We start from the raw sequence: 16,778 nt of genomic DNA on the forward strand, positions 1-16,778 counted from the left end.
CAATATCAAATTGAGACAGATTCTGTTAAAACGACAGGTTGCGTCAACTGTGATGAATCGATCAAATTCCGATTCTGGAAGGGTAAGAAGTTGACCATTTTTGACAAGAGGCACTAGGAGCAAGTGTTAGTAAAATTAATCTTGATCAACTGCTTGCCCTTTAAAATTGTACCAAAAAGTTTTAGGCTAAATTAGTCCCCAAAAATGATCAATTCTCAATGCCTACTGCTTCTCTTAACGAAATTGTTCACGCGGCCCTCAGTGGTCAAGTGGTTTCTTTTCCCACGGATACAGTCCCCGCTTTAGCGGTTTCTCCCCCCTATGCTGCCTTAGTTTTTGCCGCTAAAAAACGGACTTTTGATAAACCTTTAATTCTCATGGCGGCCTCAGCAGCAGATTTATGGGATTATGTCAAGGGAAATCAGGAAGAAAGGGAGATTTGGCGGCAAATGACCGAAAAATACTGGCCCGGCTCCCTAACTTTGGTTTTACCCGCTTCTGAAAAAGTACCAAAAGTTCTTAACCCTAAAAATCCTAGCACGATCGGGATCCGAGTTCCCGCTCATGCGATCGCCAGAGAAATTCTCGGTCGAACTGGTGTTTTAGCGACCACAAGTGCTAATCTGTCAGGACAAGAGCCTTTATTAACTCCAGAAGCGATTATGACTACTTTTCCCTCGGTGACGGTGTTAGCGCCCACAGAAAGGCAAGCATGGGGAATAATCAATAGTGGACAACCCTCCACCGTCGCGCGTTGGCAATGTCAAGGATGGGATATCTTACGACAAGGGGCAGTTTTTCTGTAAATATGGACGATATTGACGCTTTAAAACGGGAATTACAGCAAACTCGCCTCGCTTATCAGATGGCCGTGGCAATTAATCACCTCAAAAGCAGTTTTTTGGGACGGGTTGCCCACGAATTGCGATCGCCATTGAGCAGTATGATCAGTATCCATCAAATGATTCTCGCCGATCTTTGCGAAAGTCCGGCGGAAGAAAGGGAATTTATCGCCCAGGGACAACTGGCGGGCTGTAAACTGATGGCAATGCTCGATGAGATGATTAATCTCTCCAAACTAGAGTCTGGTACTATACCTCTCGATCAAGAAATTTTTTCTTTAACTAAACTCTGGGAAGATTGGGCAAGTTTAACCTATTTACAGGCAGCTAACCGCAATATTAAGCTTAAATTTAGCCCTTTAACCGATGATATTGCTATTATTGCCGATTATCAGCGTTTATTTTCTGCTCTTGTCCTTCTCGTCGATGCAGCGATCGCTAACTTAACGAGTGGCTCTATTTGTATATCGGTAAGCGCCCTTGGCGAGAAAAAAGTCACTATTACCCTAGAATTTCCCGGGAAAATGGCTCTCTGGCAAATGTCAGAAATTTACCCCTTGAGTTTAGAATCAAAGCCAGAAGAAGTAAAACAATTTACTCAAGCTCTCGGTCTTTCTCCCAGTCTTAAATTTCAGTTAGCGAAGGGAATTATCGAAGTCTCGGGGGGGGAAATGAGCTTAGATCAAATCGATAACAATAGTCAGGACAAGCTCACACGGATCGTTTTTTCTTTACCTCGATCGCCGGACAGGAAAAATCCTCGGGATAACGATTAAATAATACCATCGTCGTGGTGGCGTTGCTTTGGAAACCAATGCGCCGGTAAAATTTCTCTTGATTAGTAGTCATCAAATAGACTCTTTCCACCCGATTTATTCGGGGATGGGCCAAAACTGTTTCTACTAATTTACGCCCTAAACCCGCTCCCTGATAATCGGGATGAACAATCACATCCCAAATAGTTGCCCGATAAATGCCGTCAGAAATGGCGCGAGCAAAACCAATTAATTGCCGCTCATTCCACACCGTCACCACTGGATCACTATAGTCAATTGCGGTTTCTAAATCTTCTAAACGGCGATCTATTGCCCAAAATGCGGTTAAATTAAATAATTCTCGTAGTTGCAATAGATCTATCTTGCTTTTATCCTCGTCAAACTGAATCCGACTACAATCAACCATGATATTTCCTTAGTCTAAGACTAAAAAATAAAAGAGGATTCACGCTCGATCGGGCTGATTTATGAGCAATTTCCCCTAATCTATGTGTTTGATTATACTAAATGTCTAAGATAATCTCTAGTTGATTTATCGTGATTTCTTGACAAGTTATTAATCAGTAATCAGGAGTCGGTCGTCAGGAGATAGGAGTCAGCAGTCAGGAGGAGATAGGGTGATAGGGTTTTGGGGTGATAGGGTGATGATACAGCTTCCCCACTACCCCACTTCATAATTCATAATTCATAATTCATAATTCATAATTCCCACACCAATGCTTAACAATCAAAGATCTTCGCCGGTGTCTGTCATTTGTTTAGGGGAAATCCTCTATGATCTAATTGCCGATCAAAGCGATCGCGCTATAGAGCAAGTGACTTCTTGGACAACCTACGCGGGGGGTGCGCCGGCAAACGTGGCCTGTGGATTGCGAAAATTGGGCATAAATTCGGCTTTTATCGGTTGTGTGGGCAAAGATCAACCAGGAGAACAGTTAATCGCCTTGCTAGACGCTCTCGGAGTCGATACCACTGGTGTACAGTATCATGCCACCCTACCCACCCGACAAGTTTATGTCACCCGCGATGCTGGGGGAGACAGACATTTTGCGGGTTTTGGCGGCAGAAAAACAACTGATTTTGCCGACACTGCCCTTAATGCTGACTTATTACCCGAAAATCTGTTGAAAAATGCCGATTATCTAGTGATGGGAACCCTAGGGTTAGCCTATCCCCCAGCAAGAGCGGCGATGATGCGGGCCATCGAATTAGCTAAAATTTACGCGGTGAAAGTATTGGTCGATATCAACTGGCGACCGGTTTTTTGGCCTAATCTTGAGGCCGCTCCTGATCAGATTCGAGATTTTATTGCCCAGGCCGATTTGCTCAAATGTAGCGAGGAAGAAGCAAGCTGGTTATTTGGCACTGATAGCCCGGGAGAAATATCATCACAATACCCCAATTTAGGGGCAATTCTGGTTACGCGCGGCGCAAAAGGTTGTAAATATCATTTAGGCGAAAATAGCGGCACTGTAGAGGCTTTTTCTGGGGAGGTAGTGGATACCACTGGGGCGGGGGATGGCTTTGTGGCTGGTTTTTTAGCTCGTGCCGGTCTTGTAGGCGATAAAATCGAGGAAAATGCCGATTTAGCGCGTAAGGCGGTGATTTATGCCTGTGCGGTGGGGGCAATGGTGACAAGGGGGGCAGGAGCGATCGCATCCCAACCGACTCGGGAACAGGTGGAGGAGTTTCTAGCGGCCCTTGACTCCTAGAAATTAGCCCTTATTTGCCAGTTTTTTGGTCAAACCAGTCTAAAACCCGATTCCATGCCCACCAGCGATCGCTATCGCCCCACTGACGCTGACAGGATAAACTGCTGATATAACCCACATGACCGCCATGGTTGGTTAAGAGTAGATCGACGTGGGGATTATCGGCGATCGCTGCTTGCAGATCGGGAATAACTGCGGGGGAAAAGAGGGGATCATCGGCCGCGTAGAGGATAAAAGTGGGTTTAGTTAAATAGGGTTGAAAGGGCAAGGGACTACTAGCGGCATAATAGTCATAGACTGTCTCAAATCCTAGCTTTTTAATCACTAATTCTCGATCGAATCCGGCAATCGTGGTGGCGCGAGTAATTGCTTCGGGATCGATATGATCGGGATGAGCTTGATGGATGCGTTTGGCTAACTTGCGTAATTCCCTGGCGATCGCTTTTTCCAGATGTTTCCCCCAGGTATCCCGGACGAGATAGGATAAGGAACGATTAGAGTCTAAATTAGGACAAATTACCGCCCCACCACCGATATGGGCGGGATCGATCCCCAGATCTTCCTGATTCTCTGCCGATTTAATTCCCCAGAGGGCTAATTGTCCCCCCAGAGAGTAACCTGTGAACCAAAAAGGAGCGGGACAGCCCATTTTTTGAGCTTGGGCGGCAATATGAATGAAATCTAGCCCTTCATAGATGCCATCGGAGGTGAGAGTCGGGGATAATTCGGCTGTCTTACCGTGGGCCCGCCAATCGAAGAGGACGACTGCGTAGTTTCTCGCTACGGCTTTTCTGCCTAAAATCCTTAAAAACCATTGATTATCTAAGTCTCCCGTGATGCCGTAGGTCCCGATAATTGTTCCTTTCGCTTGCGGGGGAATGGAAACAATCCCGTAGATAGGGACGGCATTGGCCCCGGTGAAAATGGTTTCTTGATAGACTGGTTCGGGAATAGCGATCGTATTTTGCCAGGTTTCTCGCGCTTTTAGGGACACATAGAGAGTCATGGCAAAACCGTTTTTCAGCAATGGGGGCGGAGTGTAGGTGAGATTATCGGTCTTCGTCCTCGGATGGGCAATCATGGCAGCACAGGGGAATCTAAAAGTCAAGAGGGGAAAACAAAAATTAACTTATGTCCACCGCTTTCTTAAAAATTGTAAAGCAAATTGTCCCAAGCGGCGAGCAACTCTGGCAGGGCAGTGGCCGACCAATTGCCCTCACAACCGCGACCTTGATAGAGAATCAATCGCAGGGAATAATGATCGGGAAATCCTGCCGCTTCTAACCATAAAAGCTCGCTTTCCGCTTCACAAGCAATACTTTCTTCATCCATTAATTCTGTGGCCATGGCCGCCATAGTTGCGGTCAATTGTGATAGTAACCGACGCAAATCTTGCCACTCGGCCTCGGTCAACTCCATCGCCCAATCATCGCCACCAATTAATCCTTTATAAACGGCTGCTTGAGGATTCCAACCCAGGCGCCAACCCGAACCATATTTGAGAATTTTTTCCATAATTTTCTAGAATTTTAATAGGTCAGCATCTCCCGGTTTTGATAAAGATGGACGACGGGGAGAGGGACTAGGAGAAGGACTAGGATTGGGGGTTTCTTGGGGGAGAATAGCGGGGTTATAAATTTCGACTAAAAGAGTTACTAACTGCTGCCGTTGACGACGATTAAGACTGTTCATCGCTTTGATATCGGCTGCCATCGGGTTAACCGTAAGAGTGACCTGTCCGGGATAGTTTTCTTCGCTGATTTTCTCGTTCACTCCTAGATAATCTCCTAGGGTTAATTGCCAATCAAAACGGATGAGAGTAAACCTTTTTTTTGTATCTTGATGATAACGAAGAAAGCGACTGATTAAAGTATTATTCGGATCGATCTTTCCTGTGTCTCGACGGATATAGTTGTTTTCTTTCGGTAAATCTGGCATTACTTGGTAAATTTGTTGGGCAACTGTTTCGGGTCGTTGAATTTGGCTCATCCCGGTGGATTGCCACGATAACCACCAGACAAATATCCCTATCACTAGGCAGAATACTAATAATACTATTCGCTTAATTTTCAGGTTTTGAGGAAATTTTAAGAGCATATTGATAAGAAGAAATTGAGCGGAACGTTTTTATGAATAGTGTCACACAAAAATTGCCATTCATCGCGGCTAGATTTTCCGAAGCTTACGGAACACTTGTACTAAATTGTCCAGCCAAGTTTTCCACGATACTGTAATTCTTGGGCTGCCCATTTCTCCATTTTTTTGCTGACCTCCACCTTGATTCCTTCTTTCAAAACTATACCTATCAATCGTTTCCCCTTTTTTTAAGTTTCTTCTCTTTTTGTTAAGAAATATCTGACTAATGGATAGAGAGGGGGGACCGGAGGCAAAATCTATCTTCATATTTAATTAGAACCACTTACTTAAAACCCAGAGGGTTTTTGCTAGGGTGGATAGCCCCAAAACTGGCAATCGCCCCCAGCCGGCTGCTGTAAAATAGGAAGGATAGATAAAACTCAGGAGAAAAAACCCCAGTGCAGTACAACCCCGCAGAAATCGAACAGAAATGGCAGAAGATTTGGCAGCAAATGGGATTGGACAAAACCCCAGAAAACACCGATAAACCGAAATTTTACGCCCTCTCCATGTTCCCCTATCCATCGGGCAACCTGCACATGGGTCACGTTCGCAACTATACTATTACCGATGTGATTGCCCGTCTGAAAAGAATGCAGGGTTATCGCGTGCTGCATCCCATGGGGTGGGATGCTTTCGGATTACCCGCAGAAAATGCCGCTATTGAAAGGGGAGTTCCTCCGGCAAAATGGACTGATCAAAATATTGCCCAGATGAAACGGCAATTACAACAGTTAGGATTATCTATCGATTGGGAAAGAGAAGTTGCCACCTGTTCCCCGGAATATTATCGTTGGACCCAATGGCTATTTTTACAGTTTTTTGAATCGGGATTAGCCTACCAAAAAGAAGCGGCAGTGAATTGGGATCCTATCGATCAAACTGTCTTAGCAAATGAACAGGTAGATAGTGAAGGAAAATCTTGGCGATCGGGTGCTAAAGTAGAAAGAAAATTACTCCGGCAATGGTTCCTAAAAATTACCGATTATGCCGAACAATTACTCACTGATTTAGATAAGCTTACCGGTTGGCCAGAACGGGTTAAAACCATGCAGGCCAACTGGATTGGTAAATCGGTAGGTGCTTATTTAGAATTTCCTCTTGTTAACTCCACAGAAAAAATTGCCGTTTTTACCACTCGTCCCGATACGGTTTATGGAGTCACTTATGTGGTACTTGCTCCTGAACACCCCTTAACTTTACAAGTTACCACTCCCGAACAAAAATCGGCCGTAGAAACTTTTATTCAAGAGATAGCCAGCGAAAGCGAATTAGAAAGAACCGCCGAAGATAAACCCAAACGCGGTATTAAAACCGGAGGAATGGCAATTAATCCTTTTACCGGTGAAGAAATTCCGATTTTAATTGCTGATTATGTCCTCTACGAATACGGGACAGGGGCAGTGATGGGAGTCCCGGCTCACGACAGTCGCGATTTTAAATTTGCTCGGGAAAATAACCTGCCAATTAAGATAGTTATTACTCCAGAAAGTGGCGAAATTGAGTTAAAAGAGGCCTATACAGAAGCAGGAATTATGATTAATTCCGCTCAATTTAATGGGCTGCATTCTACAGCAGGAAAAACCGCTATTATTGATTATGCCACTGCCCAAGATTACGGCAAAGCTAGAATACAATATCGTCTCCGGGATTGGTTAATTTCCCGTCAAAGATATTGGGGTTGTCCGATTCCAGTTATCCACTGTCCCCACTGTGGAACCGTGCCAGTACCTATCGATAATTTACCCGTTAATTTACCAGAAAATGTCGAATTTAGCGGTCGAGGTGCTTCCCCTTTAGCCAAATTAGAAGACTGGGTAAATGTGGATTGTCCTCGCTGTGGAACTCCCGCAAAACGGGAAACCGACACCATGGATACTTTCATCGATTCTAGTTGGTATTTTCTCCGTTATACCGATGCTAAAAATGAAGATATACCCTTTCAATTTGAGAAGGTTAATGATTGGATGCCCGTGGATCAATACGTCGGAGGAATCGAACACGCTATCCTACATTTACTCTATTCTCGTTTCTTTACCAAAGTTTTAAGAGACCGAGGTTTAGTTAATGTTGATGAACCTTTTAACCGTCTGTTAACCCAGGGAATGGTACAGGGATTAACCTACAAAAATCCCGAAACTGGCAAATATGTCCCCGCAGAAAATGTTATCTATAAAGAGGATAAATATTGCGATAAAGACACGGGAGAAGTTCTATCTTTCTTCTTTGAAAAAATGTCTAAGTCGAAATATAATGGCGTTGATCCTCTGAAAGTTCTCGAAAAATATGGGGCCGATACTGCCCGAATGTTTATACTTTTTACTGCACCCCCAGAAAAAGATTTACAGTGGGAAGATGCGGGGGTAGAAGGACAATTTCGCTTTCTTAATCGGGTGTGGCGTTTAGTCAGCGAATATATTGAAAATAAACCCAAGCAAGTCAAAAAAATAGAAACTTTCTCGAAAACTGACAAGGATTTAAGACGGGCAATTCACACCGCTATTAAAGAAATCTCCGAGGATTTAGAAGGAGATTATCAATTTAATACCGCCATTTCCGAATTGATGAAACTCAGTAACGCTTTAGGGGATAATAAGTGTTTTGCATCCCCCATTTATCGGGAAGGAATCGAAACCCTATTAATCTTACTTTCCCTCTTTGCTCCCCATCTTAGCGAAGAATTATGGCAAGCTTTAGGCCATAGCCAATCAATTCACCTGCAACCCTGGCCAAAAGTTGATCCTACTGCCCTGATTGTGGACGAGATTACCCTTGTCATCCAAATTTTGGGAAAAACCAGAGGCACGATACAAGTTCCCGCTAGTGCCGATAAAAGCACCCTAGAAACCCTCGCCCTAGAATCAGAAATCGCCCAACGTTATTTAGAGGGTAAGGAAATCAAAAAAGTGATTGTTGTCCCGGGCAAATTAGTTAATTTTGTCGTGGTTTAAATGACAGCAATTATCACAATGGTAGGGAATTAAAGAACCTTTTCAGTTATCAGTAACCAGTTAGATTAACACTGTCTATTAAAAACTATCAATAGAGGGCAAAATAGAAACTATACAATTAGCATTGTCTGTAAATAAGAACAACCTATGGATATTGAATCAACTAAAGTTACTCCTGAAGAAATTGCCCAGTTTCGCGCTGAATTGGCAGATAATCTAAGTGCGATCGCTGCTTTGGATGCGATTGAAGAATGCGAAGGTTATCTTGAGGATGCTGTACCCGCAGGTTTTTGCATTTGACAAGATCAGTGATCGCATTATAATGGAGAAAATTAGTTTTAGTTTTAACAATAGCACTATGGACAATACAACTCAGTTAACACTGGAAGAAATTCAACACTATCGGCAGCAATTTAAGGATTATCCTGAAGCTTTGGATGCTTTAAATTTGATTGCAGAATGTGATGGAAATTTAGACGATGCGTTAATCTTAATTTATATGGAAGAAACTGGAGCAGAACCAGATAGGGGATTAGATTTAGATCAATTAGCAGAAAGATGTCGTCCAGTAGTTTGCGCTGATTTAGCTAGAACAATTTTAGATATTCTTAATATTTTAACAGGTTTATTTGGTACAATTGGGGTTGCTTTAGCTGTATTACTTTATATTTTAAACAAATATGGATTAGAGGATTATTGTCAAAATAATGCTTAAAATTTAATCTTAATTTTGTATATATCTAAACTCCTGATGCAAGAAATGCTGCCCAATAATAAGGGTTAGCGAAAGGATATTTACCCCGTTGACCAGTTAACTCAATTTGTTTCTCAATAATCTTTTTTTTGTTAGGAGTTAGTTCAATTAAAACCTGATCAATTTCTGGTTTATATTTGACTAATAGCCTATCAAATTCTTCAATGGTCAAATTCTGTAACCAATTTTGCGCTATTTTCAAAGCAACTGGTACAGAAACTTGCTGATTCTCATCAAATAAAATCTCATATAATTTAATCATCAAGAAGGAGGTTGACAGGTCATTAACTGTCCATAAACTACTGACAACGCTGGGACTTCCCGCAAACAGAAAACCACTGGGTAAACCGATATATTCATCACTGATAGAGTTTATATCAATCATGCCAGTTTCGCAGGCAGAAAGGGTGACAAGGCGACATTTATTCAAGCGCAGTTCAAAGATTTCGCCTAATGTTAGGGGTTCTTTATTGGCTAAAAATAAGGCGGATTCTAGGGGATTAGCTGGGTTAAAGCCTCCATGACAGGAGAAGTGATAACAGTGGTTATCTGAGGATTTGAGATGGGGAAGAACAGCGTTTTTAGTGGCGTTATCTTTAGCGATAACTTGAGGTTCAGTAAAGAAAGTTGAGAGGATATTAACTTCTAAGTCAGTGTAAAATAAGTCTTTGGTGGGGTTTTGAATAGCGAACAGTTTATTAAAGTCGGAATTGTGAGAAGTTTGGGAGATTTTTTGCAAGATTTGACAACTAGGCGCATATTGTACACCCTTCGGAAATAAATCTTGTAATTCTGATCCCCCCGTTGCCGACTCCCCCCTTTTTAAGGAGAGTTGGGGGGGATCAACAGGTAAGGCGTGTAAGGGTAAAATATGTAGAAACCAATGGGGGATAATAATTAACCGTTGACAAGTATCGGGAATCAGGGCAAGAATATCATTAATATGCAGAATATCAGCAAAAGTCTGTAGGAGGTTAGACAGTTGATTTCTCCATTCTTGCTTACCATTTCCTGAGTAGTAAAGCTGTAGATAATTGTTGATTTTATCAAATAATTGATTTTTATCATTTTCGGAAGATTGCCAATATTTAACCTCTCCCTCAGCAGACACGACAAAAGCGAGTATTTTCTCCCCTGTAATATACCATTGCAGCAGACAAGTTTCAGCATCAGTTAAAGCTTGAATCTCTGTAAATGGGATCGGCTCAACTTTTTGAGTGAGGCTAAAGAGAGGATCTTTAATTTCTCTTGCAATAAAATTATCTAAGTCTTGTTTATATTCTTTCAGATAACTGTGATCTGGAACGTAAGGAGTTAAGTTATCACGACTCATTAAATTCTGGTTAATGCTTTGATGTTGTAAGCGAATTTGCTCGTTAACAACTCTTTGCTTTAATTCATTTAATTGGGTGATAATTTCTTGACTAACGCCTTGGGGGTGTAGGTTTTTCTGGGTGATTAATTCCACCAGATTACGCCCTTTACTGCGTTCGATATATTCTAATGCCTTCTCAGGCTGATTGAGATTAAGATGCGCCTGTACAATGCGATGGAAAACACCAATGGCATTGGATAAAACCTCTTGACGACTTTGGGGGTTAAGGGCTTCTAAGCGGGCATTTTCGACGGCTTCAATGGCTGTATGATAGGCTTCTGTTGCTTGTTGCCATTGTTTTTGATCGTAATGTAAATTCGCTAAATTACGGGCAGTTTGTAAACAATTAAGGGGATAAGATTCTTTTGTACGGATTTTTAATGCGTTGTGATAAGATGCGATCGCTTTTTCTAAATTCTCTGCTTTATCCCCTCTGATTCTGTCACGGTAAGCAAGAGCGAGATTATTTTGTGCTGTTGCCCATTGTTGGGGAAAATCATCAAAAGTATAAACTTTCAAAGCTTCTTGGTAGTAGGAGATCGCTTTTTCTAAATTCTCTGCTTTATCCTCTCTCATTCTGTCTGAGTAAGCATTGGCGAGATTATTTTGCGTCTCTGCCCAATCTTGAGGAAATTCTTTAAAAGTCCTCACTTTCAATGCTTCGGAGTAATGAAAGATAGCTTGTTCTAAATTCTCTGCTTTATCCCCTCTCATTCTGTTAGAGTAAGCACTGGCACTGTTAGAGTAAGCAATGGCGAGACCATTTTGCGTCGCTGCCCATTCTTGGGGAAATGCATTAAAAGTCCTCACTTTCAATGCTTCTTGGCAACAAACGATCGCCTTTTTCTGATTCTCTGCTTTATCCCCTCTGATTCTGTTACAGTAAGCATTGGCGAGATGATCCTGTGTACCTGCCCATTGTTGAGGAAATGCTTCAAAAGTATAAACTTTCAATGCTTCAGAGTAATGAAAGATAGCTTGTTCTAAATTCTCTGCTTTATCCCCTCTGATTCTGTTACAGTAAGCAGCAGCAAGATTATTCTGTGTCATTGCCCAATCTTGGGGAAATGCGTCAAAAGTCCTCACCTTCAATGCTTCTGTGTAAAATATGATCGCTTGTTCTAAATTATTAGCTTTATCTCCTTTGATTCTTTCTAAATAAACGTTCCCTAGATTATGTTGTGTATTCGCCCATTGTCGAGGAAAAGCATCAAAAGTTCTTACCTTTAATGCTTCGTGATGAGCAATAATTGCTTTTTCAAGATTTTCCGATCTATTACCTTGAATTCTATCAAAATAAGTAACAGCTAGGTTGTTTTGAGTCATTGCCCAATTATAAGGAAATTTGTCTTGGGTGTAAACTTTTAAAGCAGATTTAAAACAGTCAATTGCTGTTTCGAGATTTTTTGCTTTATTCCCTTTGATTCTTTTACAGTAAGCATTCCCTAGATTATTCTGTGTGGTTGCCCATTCTTGGGGAAATGCGTCAAAAGTATAAACTTTCAAGGCTTCCGTGTAAGCTGCGATCGCCCTTTCTAAATTCTCAGCTTTCTCCCCTCTAATTCTGTCAAAGTAAGCAATACCGAGAATATTGTTTGTTTCTGCCCATTGCTGAGGAAAGTTTTTAAAAGTGAAGATATTTAAAGCAATTTCACAACCACAAATCGCAATTTCTTGATTAATATCAATGTTACCGAGGGGGAATTGTTGAATTAAATCACTGAAAAAGAAGATACCAGCAGCAATATAACAAGCTTCTTTTAGGCTAACTTGTATTAATGTTGCTCTTGCCCAACTATCGAAAATTTGTATCAGATTATCATCTAATTTATCAAGATTTTGCGCCCAGAAAGGATAAATCACTTGAGGGTTGCGATTTTCATGAATTTTTTGTAACGTCTCCCTTAAGAAATTAAGATAGTCTTGAGGGGTATTAGCTGTTGTTGTGGTTTGATCATCATATATTCCTTGGATTTCCGCACTTTCAACAGGAGGAGTTTCGTCTGTTCCCTCTGGCACAAATCTCCAATCATAACCCTCTTCCTGACAAAAAGAGATAATTGTTTCAGTTTCCATCGTTTCAACGCTTGGTACAGGAAAATTCTGTTTTCTTAATTGTTGTGCAAAATTAGTTGCATCTGCTGAAGCTTCAAACAGTAATATTGTTTCTTTCTCTTGATGACTGATTGTATGAATTCCCTCATTATCTGTTCTTGCATTGTAGAGAAGAACATAAACAGTTTGAGGTAACTGATTAGAGGATTGCTGCTGAAAATACCGACTCAAAGAGACAGCTAAATTTTGCGGATTAACCCGTAAATTTTGTAAAATTCTCGCTGTACTTTCCCCTTGTTGAAAAATCCCAATCAGTAAATGCTCTGTATCAATAGATTCACTCCCTAATTTATCAGCAAATGATAATGCACTGTTTAAAACGAGTTTTGCCGACTCTGTAAAAGGAATATCTACAGGATTCATTTCTGGACTAATTACTGAACCCTTTCCTAGAATTTTTTCAACTTCAATCCGAGCATTTTTTAGCGTTATTCCCTGCTGTCTTAAAACTTGCGACGCAATTCCTGTCGCTTCACCGATTAACCCTAAAAATATAAACTCCGCTCCTACAAAATTATGCCCCAAGCGATGCGCTTCCTCCTGCGCTAATATAATTACCTTAATCGCTTTCTCTGTAAACCGTTCAAACATAATTTAGACTCCTTATCACTTCTAAACCACGAAACTTATCAGAACTACAACACCTTGATTCGCCATTCCGTAAAAAATTGGACATAATTGAATGAGGACGATGATAATTGATTAATGAGGTTTAGGTATGTTTGGGTGCGTTGTTCATTCATAGCGTGGCAGATGGGGAATTGATGGGTAGGGGCGAAGCATTCGGATAGAAAATCTAGGGTTTCAGCGATAGATTATGCACGAATGCTTCGCCCGTACAGGGATTTAATGGGGAGATTATCATAATTGTATCACAGGGATAATAGGCGAAGGTTATTAGTTTATTGCCCGGGGTAGGGGCGAAGCATTCGGATAAGAAATTTATGGTTTCAGCGATATGTTATTGCCCGAATGCTTCGCCCCTACAGGTTATTCGTCCCCGCAGGTTATTTGTCCCCACAGGTTATTTGCCCCTACATTGGTTTGAATTTATTCAGATTGTTCTCGTCTTGTTCCCAATTTCGCGGATTATCAAGAATGTATTGCCGGATTTTTTGATAAGAATTTTCATTGCGAATGATATGTTCATAATAATTGCGCTGCCAAATTTTCAGGCGATCGCCACATAAACGATTAATTTTACGAGTAGAAATTGATTTAAAATTCTGCACAATAGCCCCCAAAGATTCCGGCATTGTACCGTGAGTATATTGAGAATCGTATTCGGTCTTTTCCAGATCATAATTTTGTATTACTATAATTCCATGAATATGATTGGGCATGACAATAAAAGCATCTAGTTCAATAAATTTAAAATTTAGAGGTAGTCTATACCATACCGCTTCAATAGTATCACCAAGTAAATTCTGCTCCATATTTCCTTCAACAATTTCACCAAATAAATACTGCTTTTGATAAGAACAAATTGTTATATAATAAGCTCCATTAAGTCTATAATCATAGCCTTTTAAGCGAATAGATTGTCGATGTTTTTTGGGTTCATTCATAGCGTGGCGGATGGTGGCGGTTAATTCAGTTATAAGCGATTCATCGGCAATCATCAAGAGTTGGGGATTGGTGGTAAGATTGTCAGAAAAGCGATCGCACTGTATAATCTTGATTGATAGATAAGCTAATTCTACTCACTTGAACTAAATCATCATGAATCAAAAACCGTACCAAGTAGAAGCATTTTGGGATCGAGAGGCGCAAGTTTGGGTAGCAGAGAGTGAAGATATTCCGGGATTAGTCACCGAAGCTGATACCATCGAAGCTTTAACAGCTAAATTACGACAGATGATTCCAGAATTATTACAACTCAATCATCTAATTACTCTTGAACCTCAAGCACCGATAACTTTTGAACTAATTAGTCATCGTCAAGAATCAATTGAGTGCGCTGTTTAGATGGCTACTTCTTTAACACCTGCATTAAAAAACTGCTCTCAGCAGCTGGATGTTATTTTGAACGTCAAGGTAAAGGAGATCATGAAATTTGGTATAGTCCTCTGACAGAAAGAAGATTTGTAGTTGATAATACTATTAAATCACGCCATACTGCTAATGTAGTTTTGAAACAAGCCGGATTATCTAAAGCCTTTTGAACGCTGTAGAATCTTCATCCATTAATTAAACTACATAGGATTCTATGCTTTTATCACCATTCTAGCATGGCCTAAACATTGGTCGGGGTAGGGGCGAAGCATTCGGATAAAAAATCTAGGATTTCAGCGATAAGTTATTGCCCAAATGCTTCACCCCTACAGTGATTTTCTGCAATTTGAGGAATCACTGTTGCACAAGGCAGTTCAAAATTCATTGTCTTAATTATGATTGAGGAAAAGGGAGAATAATATAGCGAATCACTGTTCCTAGTAAAGCTGTTCCCAAGATGCCGATTAACGTCCAAATCTGGGCTTTCTGAGAGCCTTTTAATTCTTTTGTATCTTCTTTTACCCCTTCAATATCTTTTTCTAAACTATCGACTTTTTCATCTAATCTTGCCTGTACTATTTTAATATCCATAACATCTTTTTGCAGATTATCCAACTTCTGATTAATTGAACCTAAAATTTCTTTGAGATCCTGTTCAATAGTAACTGACATCTAATGATTCTCCTAATAATGATAGTTATCAGCATTGTTATCTATCTTATCTTAAGTGTTTGCCCAACCGAAGCGCCTCATTTTCCCTTGCTGCCTTCCCTCATTGTTGCCCTCCCCCTCCCATTATCTCCACTAATTTATGAGCCGATAATTCCTGATTAAGCCAATCCTTTCTCAGCCAACCATTGAGGATTATATAAACGAGATTGATAACGGGACCCACCATCACAAAGAACAGTAACGATGGTGTGGCCTGGTCCCATTTGTTTAGCTAAAGCTACCGCAGCACCGACATTAATACCCACAGAACCCCCCATAAATAAACCATCTTTTTGTAATAGTTGATAAACAACTTTAATGGCAGTGGGATCATCAATTTGAATGGCATCATCTATGGGTGCGCCTTCCATATTAGCGGTAATACGACTATTACCAATTCCTTCAGTAATTGAACTACCTTCCAGGGTAATTGTCCCGGTTTTCACATAACTATATAAACCGCTACCCATCGGATCCGCCACCACACAATGCACCTGCGGATTTTGGTCTTTTAAAAACATCGCCACCCCCGCGTAGGTTCCCCCGGTTCCCGTGGCAGCCACCCAAGCATCAATTTTACCGTCGGTTTGTTCCCAGATTTCCCGGCCAGTGGTTTCGTAGTGAGCGCGACGATTAGCCAGATTATCGAATTGATTAGCCCAGATAGCATTTTCCATCTCACTGGCCAATCTCCCCGATAATTTAACGTAATTATTGGCATCTCGGTAGGGAACGGCGGGAACAGCACGCACTTCTGCACCCAATGTTCTCAATAGGTCGATTTTCTCTTGGGATTGGGTATCGGGAATGATAATCAGGCATTTATAACCTTTAGCATTGCAGATATGGGCCAAACCGATGCCAGTATTGCCGGCGGTTCCTTCGACAACGGTTCCCCCCGGTTGGAGAGTACCGGCTTTTTCCGCTTCTTGAATAATATATAAAGCGGCCCGATCCTTGACCGAACCACCGGGGTTAAGAAATTCGGCCTTACCGAGAATCTCGCAGCCGGTTTCCTCGCTAAAACTATTGAGACGAATTAGGGGAGTATTACCCACCGCATCGACGAAACCATGTTTAATATCCATAATCTGTTATTTTTCGTGCTGTTCGTAGGCTGAGACGATTTTTTGTACTAAGGGATGACGCACCACATCGGCCCGGGATAGGTAACAAAAAGCGATCCCTTCTACTGATTTTAGGATTTTTTGAGCGGCAATTAACCCCGATTCTTGTTGTTGCGGTAAATCGGTTTTGGTGACATCTCCGGTTACTACCATGCGCGAACCGAATCCCAAGGGAGTTAAGACCATTAATGCGATCGCACTTTTTCCACTGGGGAATTGAATCGTTGGTCAATTTCTACCACTTTAGCTGATACAGTCCTGCTGGCGAGCGAGTGGAAGGAACC

General features: G+C 41.4%; 16 protein-coding genes and 1 pseudogene. 8 read left to right on the plus strand and 9 right to left on the minus strand.

The genetic code is table 11. From position 1 onward, the window contains the following. The first annotated feature begins 218 nt into the window (after window positions 1-218). Together LW728_RS00725 and LW728_RS00730 are read left to right on the plus strand one after the other, a co-directional pair. The gene (locus LW728_RS00725; RefSeq protein WP_287764683.1) at window positions 219-806 is read left to right on the plus strand and encodes an L-threonylcarbamoyladenylate synthase; all 588 of its coding nucleotides are present in this window, start codon (window positions 219-221) and stop codon (window positions 804-806) included. After that, entirely contained in the window at window positions 761-1,618 is an 858-nt protein-coding gene (locus tag LW728_RS00730; RefSeq protein WP_287764685.1) for a sensor histidine kinase, read from the plus strand. Before LW728_RS00725 ends, LW728_RS00730 begins: the two co-directional genes overlap by 46 nt. On the opposite strand, the gene LW728_RS00735 is transcribed toward LW728_RS00730, so the two are convergent. Next, complete coding sequence (locus tag LW728_RS00735; RefSeq protein WP_287665458.1) at window positions 1,554-2,024, minus strand: GNAT family N-acetyltransferase; 471 nt, start codon at window positions 2,022-2,024, stop codon at window positions 1,554-1,556. The two genes, LW728_RS00730 and LW728_RS00735, sit on opposite strands and share 65 nt — an antisense overlap. A 310-nt stretch (window positions 2,025-2,334) precedes the next feature. On the opposite strand from LW728_RS00735, the gene LW728_RS00740 reads away from it, so the two are divergent. Next, the gene (locus tag LW728_RS00740) at window positions 2,335-3,330 is read left to right on the plus strand and encodes a carbohydrate kinase family protein (protein WP_287764686.1); all 996 of its coding nucleotides are present in this window, start codon (window positions 2,335-2,337) and stop codon (window positions 3,328-3,330) included. Window positions 3,331-3,340: 10 nt separating this feature from the next. On the opposite strand, the gene LW728_RS00745 is transcribed toward LW728_RS00740, so the two are convergent. The 3 genes from LW728_RS00745 to LW728_RS00755 form a co-directional block, all read right to left on the minus strand. Then, window positions 3,341-4,411: a YheT family hydrolase gene (locus tag LW728_RS00745; protein ID WP_287665452.1), complete on the minus strand. Its 1,071-nt coding sequence runs from the start codon at window positions 4,409-4,411 to the stop codon at window positions 3,341-3,343. A 65-nt stretch (window positions 4,412-4,476) separates the two neighbouring features. Continuing rightward, window positions 4,477-4,845, minus strand: coding sequence for a DUF1818 family protein (locus LW728_RS00750; RefSeq protein WP_287764688.1), 369 nt, complete (start codon window positions 4,843-4,845; stop codon window positions 4,477-4,479). A gap of 6 nt (window positions 4,846-4,851) precedes the next feature. After that, on the minus strand, window positions 4,852-5,427 hold the full coding sequence (locus tag LW728_RS00755; protein WP_287656839.1) for a hypothetical protein: 576 nt from the start codon (window positions 5,425-5,427) through the stop codon (window positions 4,852-4,854). A gap of 437 nt (window positions 5,428-5,864) precedes the next feature. Between LW728_RS00755 and leuS the strand changes: the two genes are divergently transcribed. The 3 genes from leuS (at window position 5,865) to LW728_RS00770 (ending at window position 9,132) form a co-directional block, all read left to right on the plus strand. After that, on the plus strand, window positions 5,865-8,417 hold the full coding sequence (leuS, locus tag LW728_RS00760) for a leucine--tRNA ligase (protein ID WP_287764690.1): 2,553 nt from the start codon (window positions 5,865-5,867) through the stop codon (window positions 8,415-8,417). A gap of 147 nt (window positions 8,418-8,564) precedes the next feature. Further along, on the plus strand, window positions 8,565-8,717 hold the full coding sequence (locus LW728_RS00765) for a hypothetical protein (RefSeq protein WP_187602852.1): 153 nt from the start codon (window positions 8,565-8,567) through the stop codon (window positions 8,715-8,717). 58 nt (window positions 8,718-8,775) lie between these two features. Continuing rightward, window positions 8,776-9,132 carry a hypothetical protein gene (locus LW728_RS00770; RefSeq protein ID WP_045358853.1) on the plus strand — a complete coding sequence of 119 codons (357 nt, stop codon included), beginning with the start codon at window positions 8,776-8,778 and terminating at the stop codon, window positions 9,130-9,132. A gap of 25 nt (window positions 9,133-9,157) precedes the next feature. Here the strand turns inward: LW728_RS00770 and LW728_RS00775 are convergent, their stop codons facing one another. Together LW728_RS00775 and LW728_RS00780 are read right to left on the minus strand one after the other, a co-directional pair. Next, on the minus strand, window positions 9,158-13,252 hold the full coding sequence (locus LW728_RS00775; RefSeq protein ID WP_287764693.1) for a DUF3110 domain-containing protein: 4,095 nt from the start codon (window positions 13,250-13,252) through the stop codon (window positions 9,158-9,160). A gap of 443 nt (window positions 13,253-13,695) precedes the next feature. Then, entirely contained in the window at window positions 13,696-14,283 is a 588-nt protein-coding gene (locus LW728_RS00780) for a transposase (RefSeq protein ID WP_287764695.1), read from the minus strand. A gap of 100 nt (window positions 14,284-14,383) precedes the next feature. Here LW728_RS00780 and LW728_RS00785 point away from each other — a divergent pair, with 100 nt between their 5' ends. Next, window positions 14,384-14,629 (plus strand): DUF1902 domain-containing protein, encoded by a 246-nt coding sequence (locus LW728_RS00785; protein ID WP_008203482.1) that lies wholly within the window; start codon window positions 14,384-14,386, stop codon window positions 14,627-14,629. Next, a complete protein-coding gene (locus LW728_RS00790; protein WP_287764698.1) occupies window positions 14,617-14,826 on the plus strand; it encodes a type II toxin-antitoxin system HicA family toxin in 210 nt (69 codons plus the stop codon). The genes LW728_RS00785 and LW728_RS00790 overlap by 13 nt, the downstream gene beginning before the upstream one ends. A gap of 223 nt (window positions 14,827-15,049) precedes the next feature. Here the strand turns inward: LW728_RS00790 and LW728_RS00795 are convergent, their stop codons facing one another. The 3 genes and pseudogenes from LW728_RS00795 to LW728_RS00805 form a co-directional block, all read right to left on the minus strand. Then, window positions 15,050-15,328 carry a hemolysin XhlA family protein gene (locus LW728_RS00795; RefSeq protein WP_287764700.1) on the minus strand — a complete coding sequence of 93 codons (279 nt, stop codon included), beginning with the start codon at window positions 15,326-15,328 and terminating at the stop codon, window positions 15,050-15,052. A 158-nt stretch (window positions 15,329-15,486) separates the two neighbouring features. Further along, complete coding sequence (locus LW728_RS00800) at window positions 15,487-16,455, minus strand: cysteine synthase A (RefSeq protein ID WP_287764701.1); 969 nt, start codon at window positions 16,453-16,455, stop codon at window positions 15,487-15,489. 6 nt (window positions 16,456-16,461) lie between these two features. Next, window positions 16,462-16,680, minus strand: a pseudogene (locus LW728_RS00805) (PhoH family protein); the annotation flags it as partial. Between the last annotated feature and the right edge of the window lie 98 nt (window positions 16,681-16,778).

This window comes from Microcystis sp. 49638_E5, assembly GCF_021300285.1.
Lineage (GTDB): Bacteria > Cyanobacteriota > Cyanobacteriia > Cyanobacteriales > Microcystaceae > Microcystis > Microcystis aeruginosa_C.

What these genes read in the sequence shown, in the direction of transcription:
- LW728_RS00725 (WP_287764683.1), top strand. Translation starts at nt 219, where the DNA reads ATGCCTACTGCTTCTCTTAACGAAATTGTTCACGCGGCCCTCAGTGGT.
- LW728_RS00730 (WP_287764685.1), top strand. Translation starts at nt 761, where the DNA reads ATGTCAAGGATGGGATATCTTACGACAAGGGGCAGTTTTTCTGTAAAT.
- LW728_RS00735 (WP_287665458.1), bottom strand. Translation starts at nt 2,024, where the DNA reads ATGGTTGATTGTAGTCGGATTCAGTTTGACGAGGATAAAAGCAAGATA.
- LW728_RS00740 (WP_287764686.1), top strand. Translation starts at nt 2,335, where the DNA reads ATGCTTAACAATCAAAGATCTTCGCCGGTGTCTGTCATTTGTTTAGGG.
- LW728_RS00745 (WP_287665452.1), bottom strand. Translation starts at nt 4,411, where the DNA reads ATGATTGCCCATCCGAGGACGAAGACCGATAATCTCACCTACACTCCG.
- LW728_RS00750 (WP_287764688.1), bottom strand. Translation starts at nt 4,845, where the DNA reads ATGGAAAAAATTCTCAAATATGGTTCGGGTTGGCGCCTGGGTTGGAAT.
- LW728_RS00755 (WP_287656839.1), bottom strand. Translation starts at nt 5,427, where the DNA reads ATGCTCTTAAAATTTCCTCAAAACCTGAAAATTAAGCGAATAGTATTA.
- LW728_RS00765 (WP_187602852.1), top strand. Translation starts at nt 8,565, where the DNA reads ATGGATATTGAATCAACTAAAGTTACTCCTGAAGAAATTGCCCAGTTT.
- LW728_RS00770 (WP_045358853.1), top strand. Translation starts at nt 8,776, where the DNA reads ATGGACAATACAACTCAGTTAACACTGGAAGAAATTCAACACTATCGG.
- LW728_RS00775 (WP_287764693.1), bottom strand. Translation starts at nt 13,252, where the DNA reads ATGTTTGAACGGTTTACAGAGAAAGCGATTAAGGTAATTATATTAGCG.
- LW728_RS00780 (WP_287764695.1), bottom strand. Translation starts at nt 14,283, where the DNA reads ATGATTGCCGATGAATCGCTTATAACTGAATTAACCGCCACCATCCGC.
- LW728_RS00785 (WP_008203482.1), top strand. Translation starts at nt 14,384, where the DNA reads ATGAATCAAAAACCGTACCAAGTAGAAGCATTTTGGGATCGAGAGGCG.
- LW728_RS00795 (WP_287764700.1), bottom strand. Translation starts at nt 15,328, where the DNA reads ATGTCAGTTACTATTGAACAGGATCTCAAAGAAATTTTAGGTTCAATT.
- LW728_RS00800 (WP_287764701.1), bottom strand. Translation starts at nt 16,455, where the DNA reads ATGGATATTAAACATGGTTTCGTCGATGCGGTGGGTAATACTCCCCTA.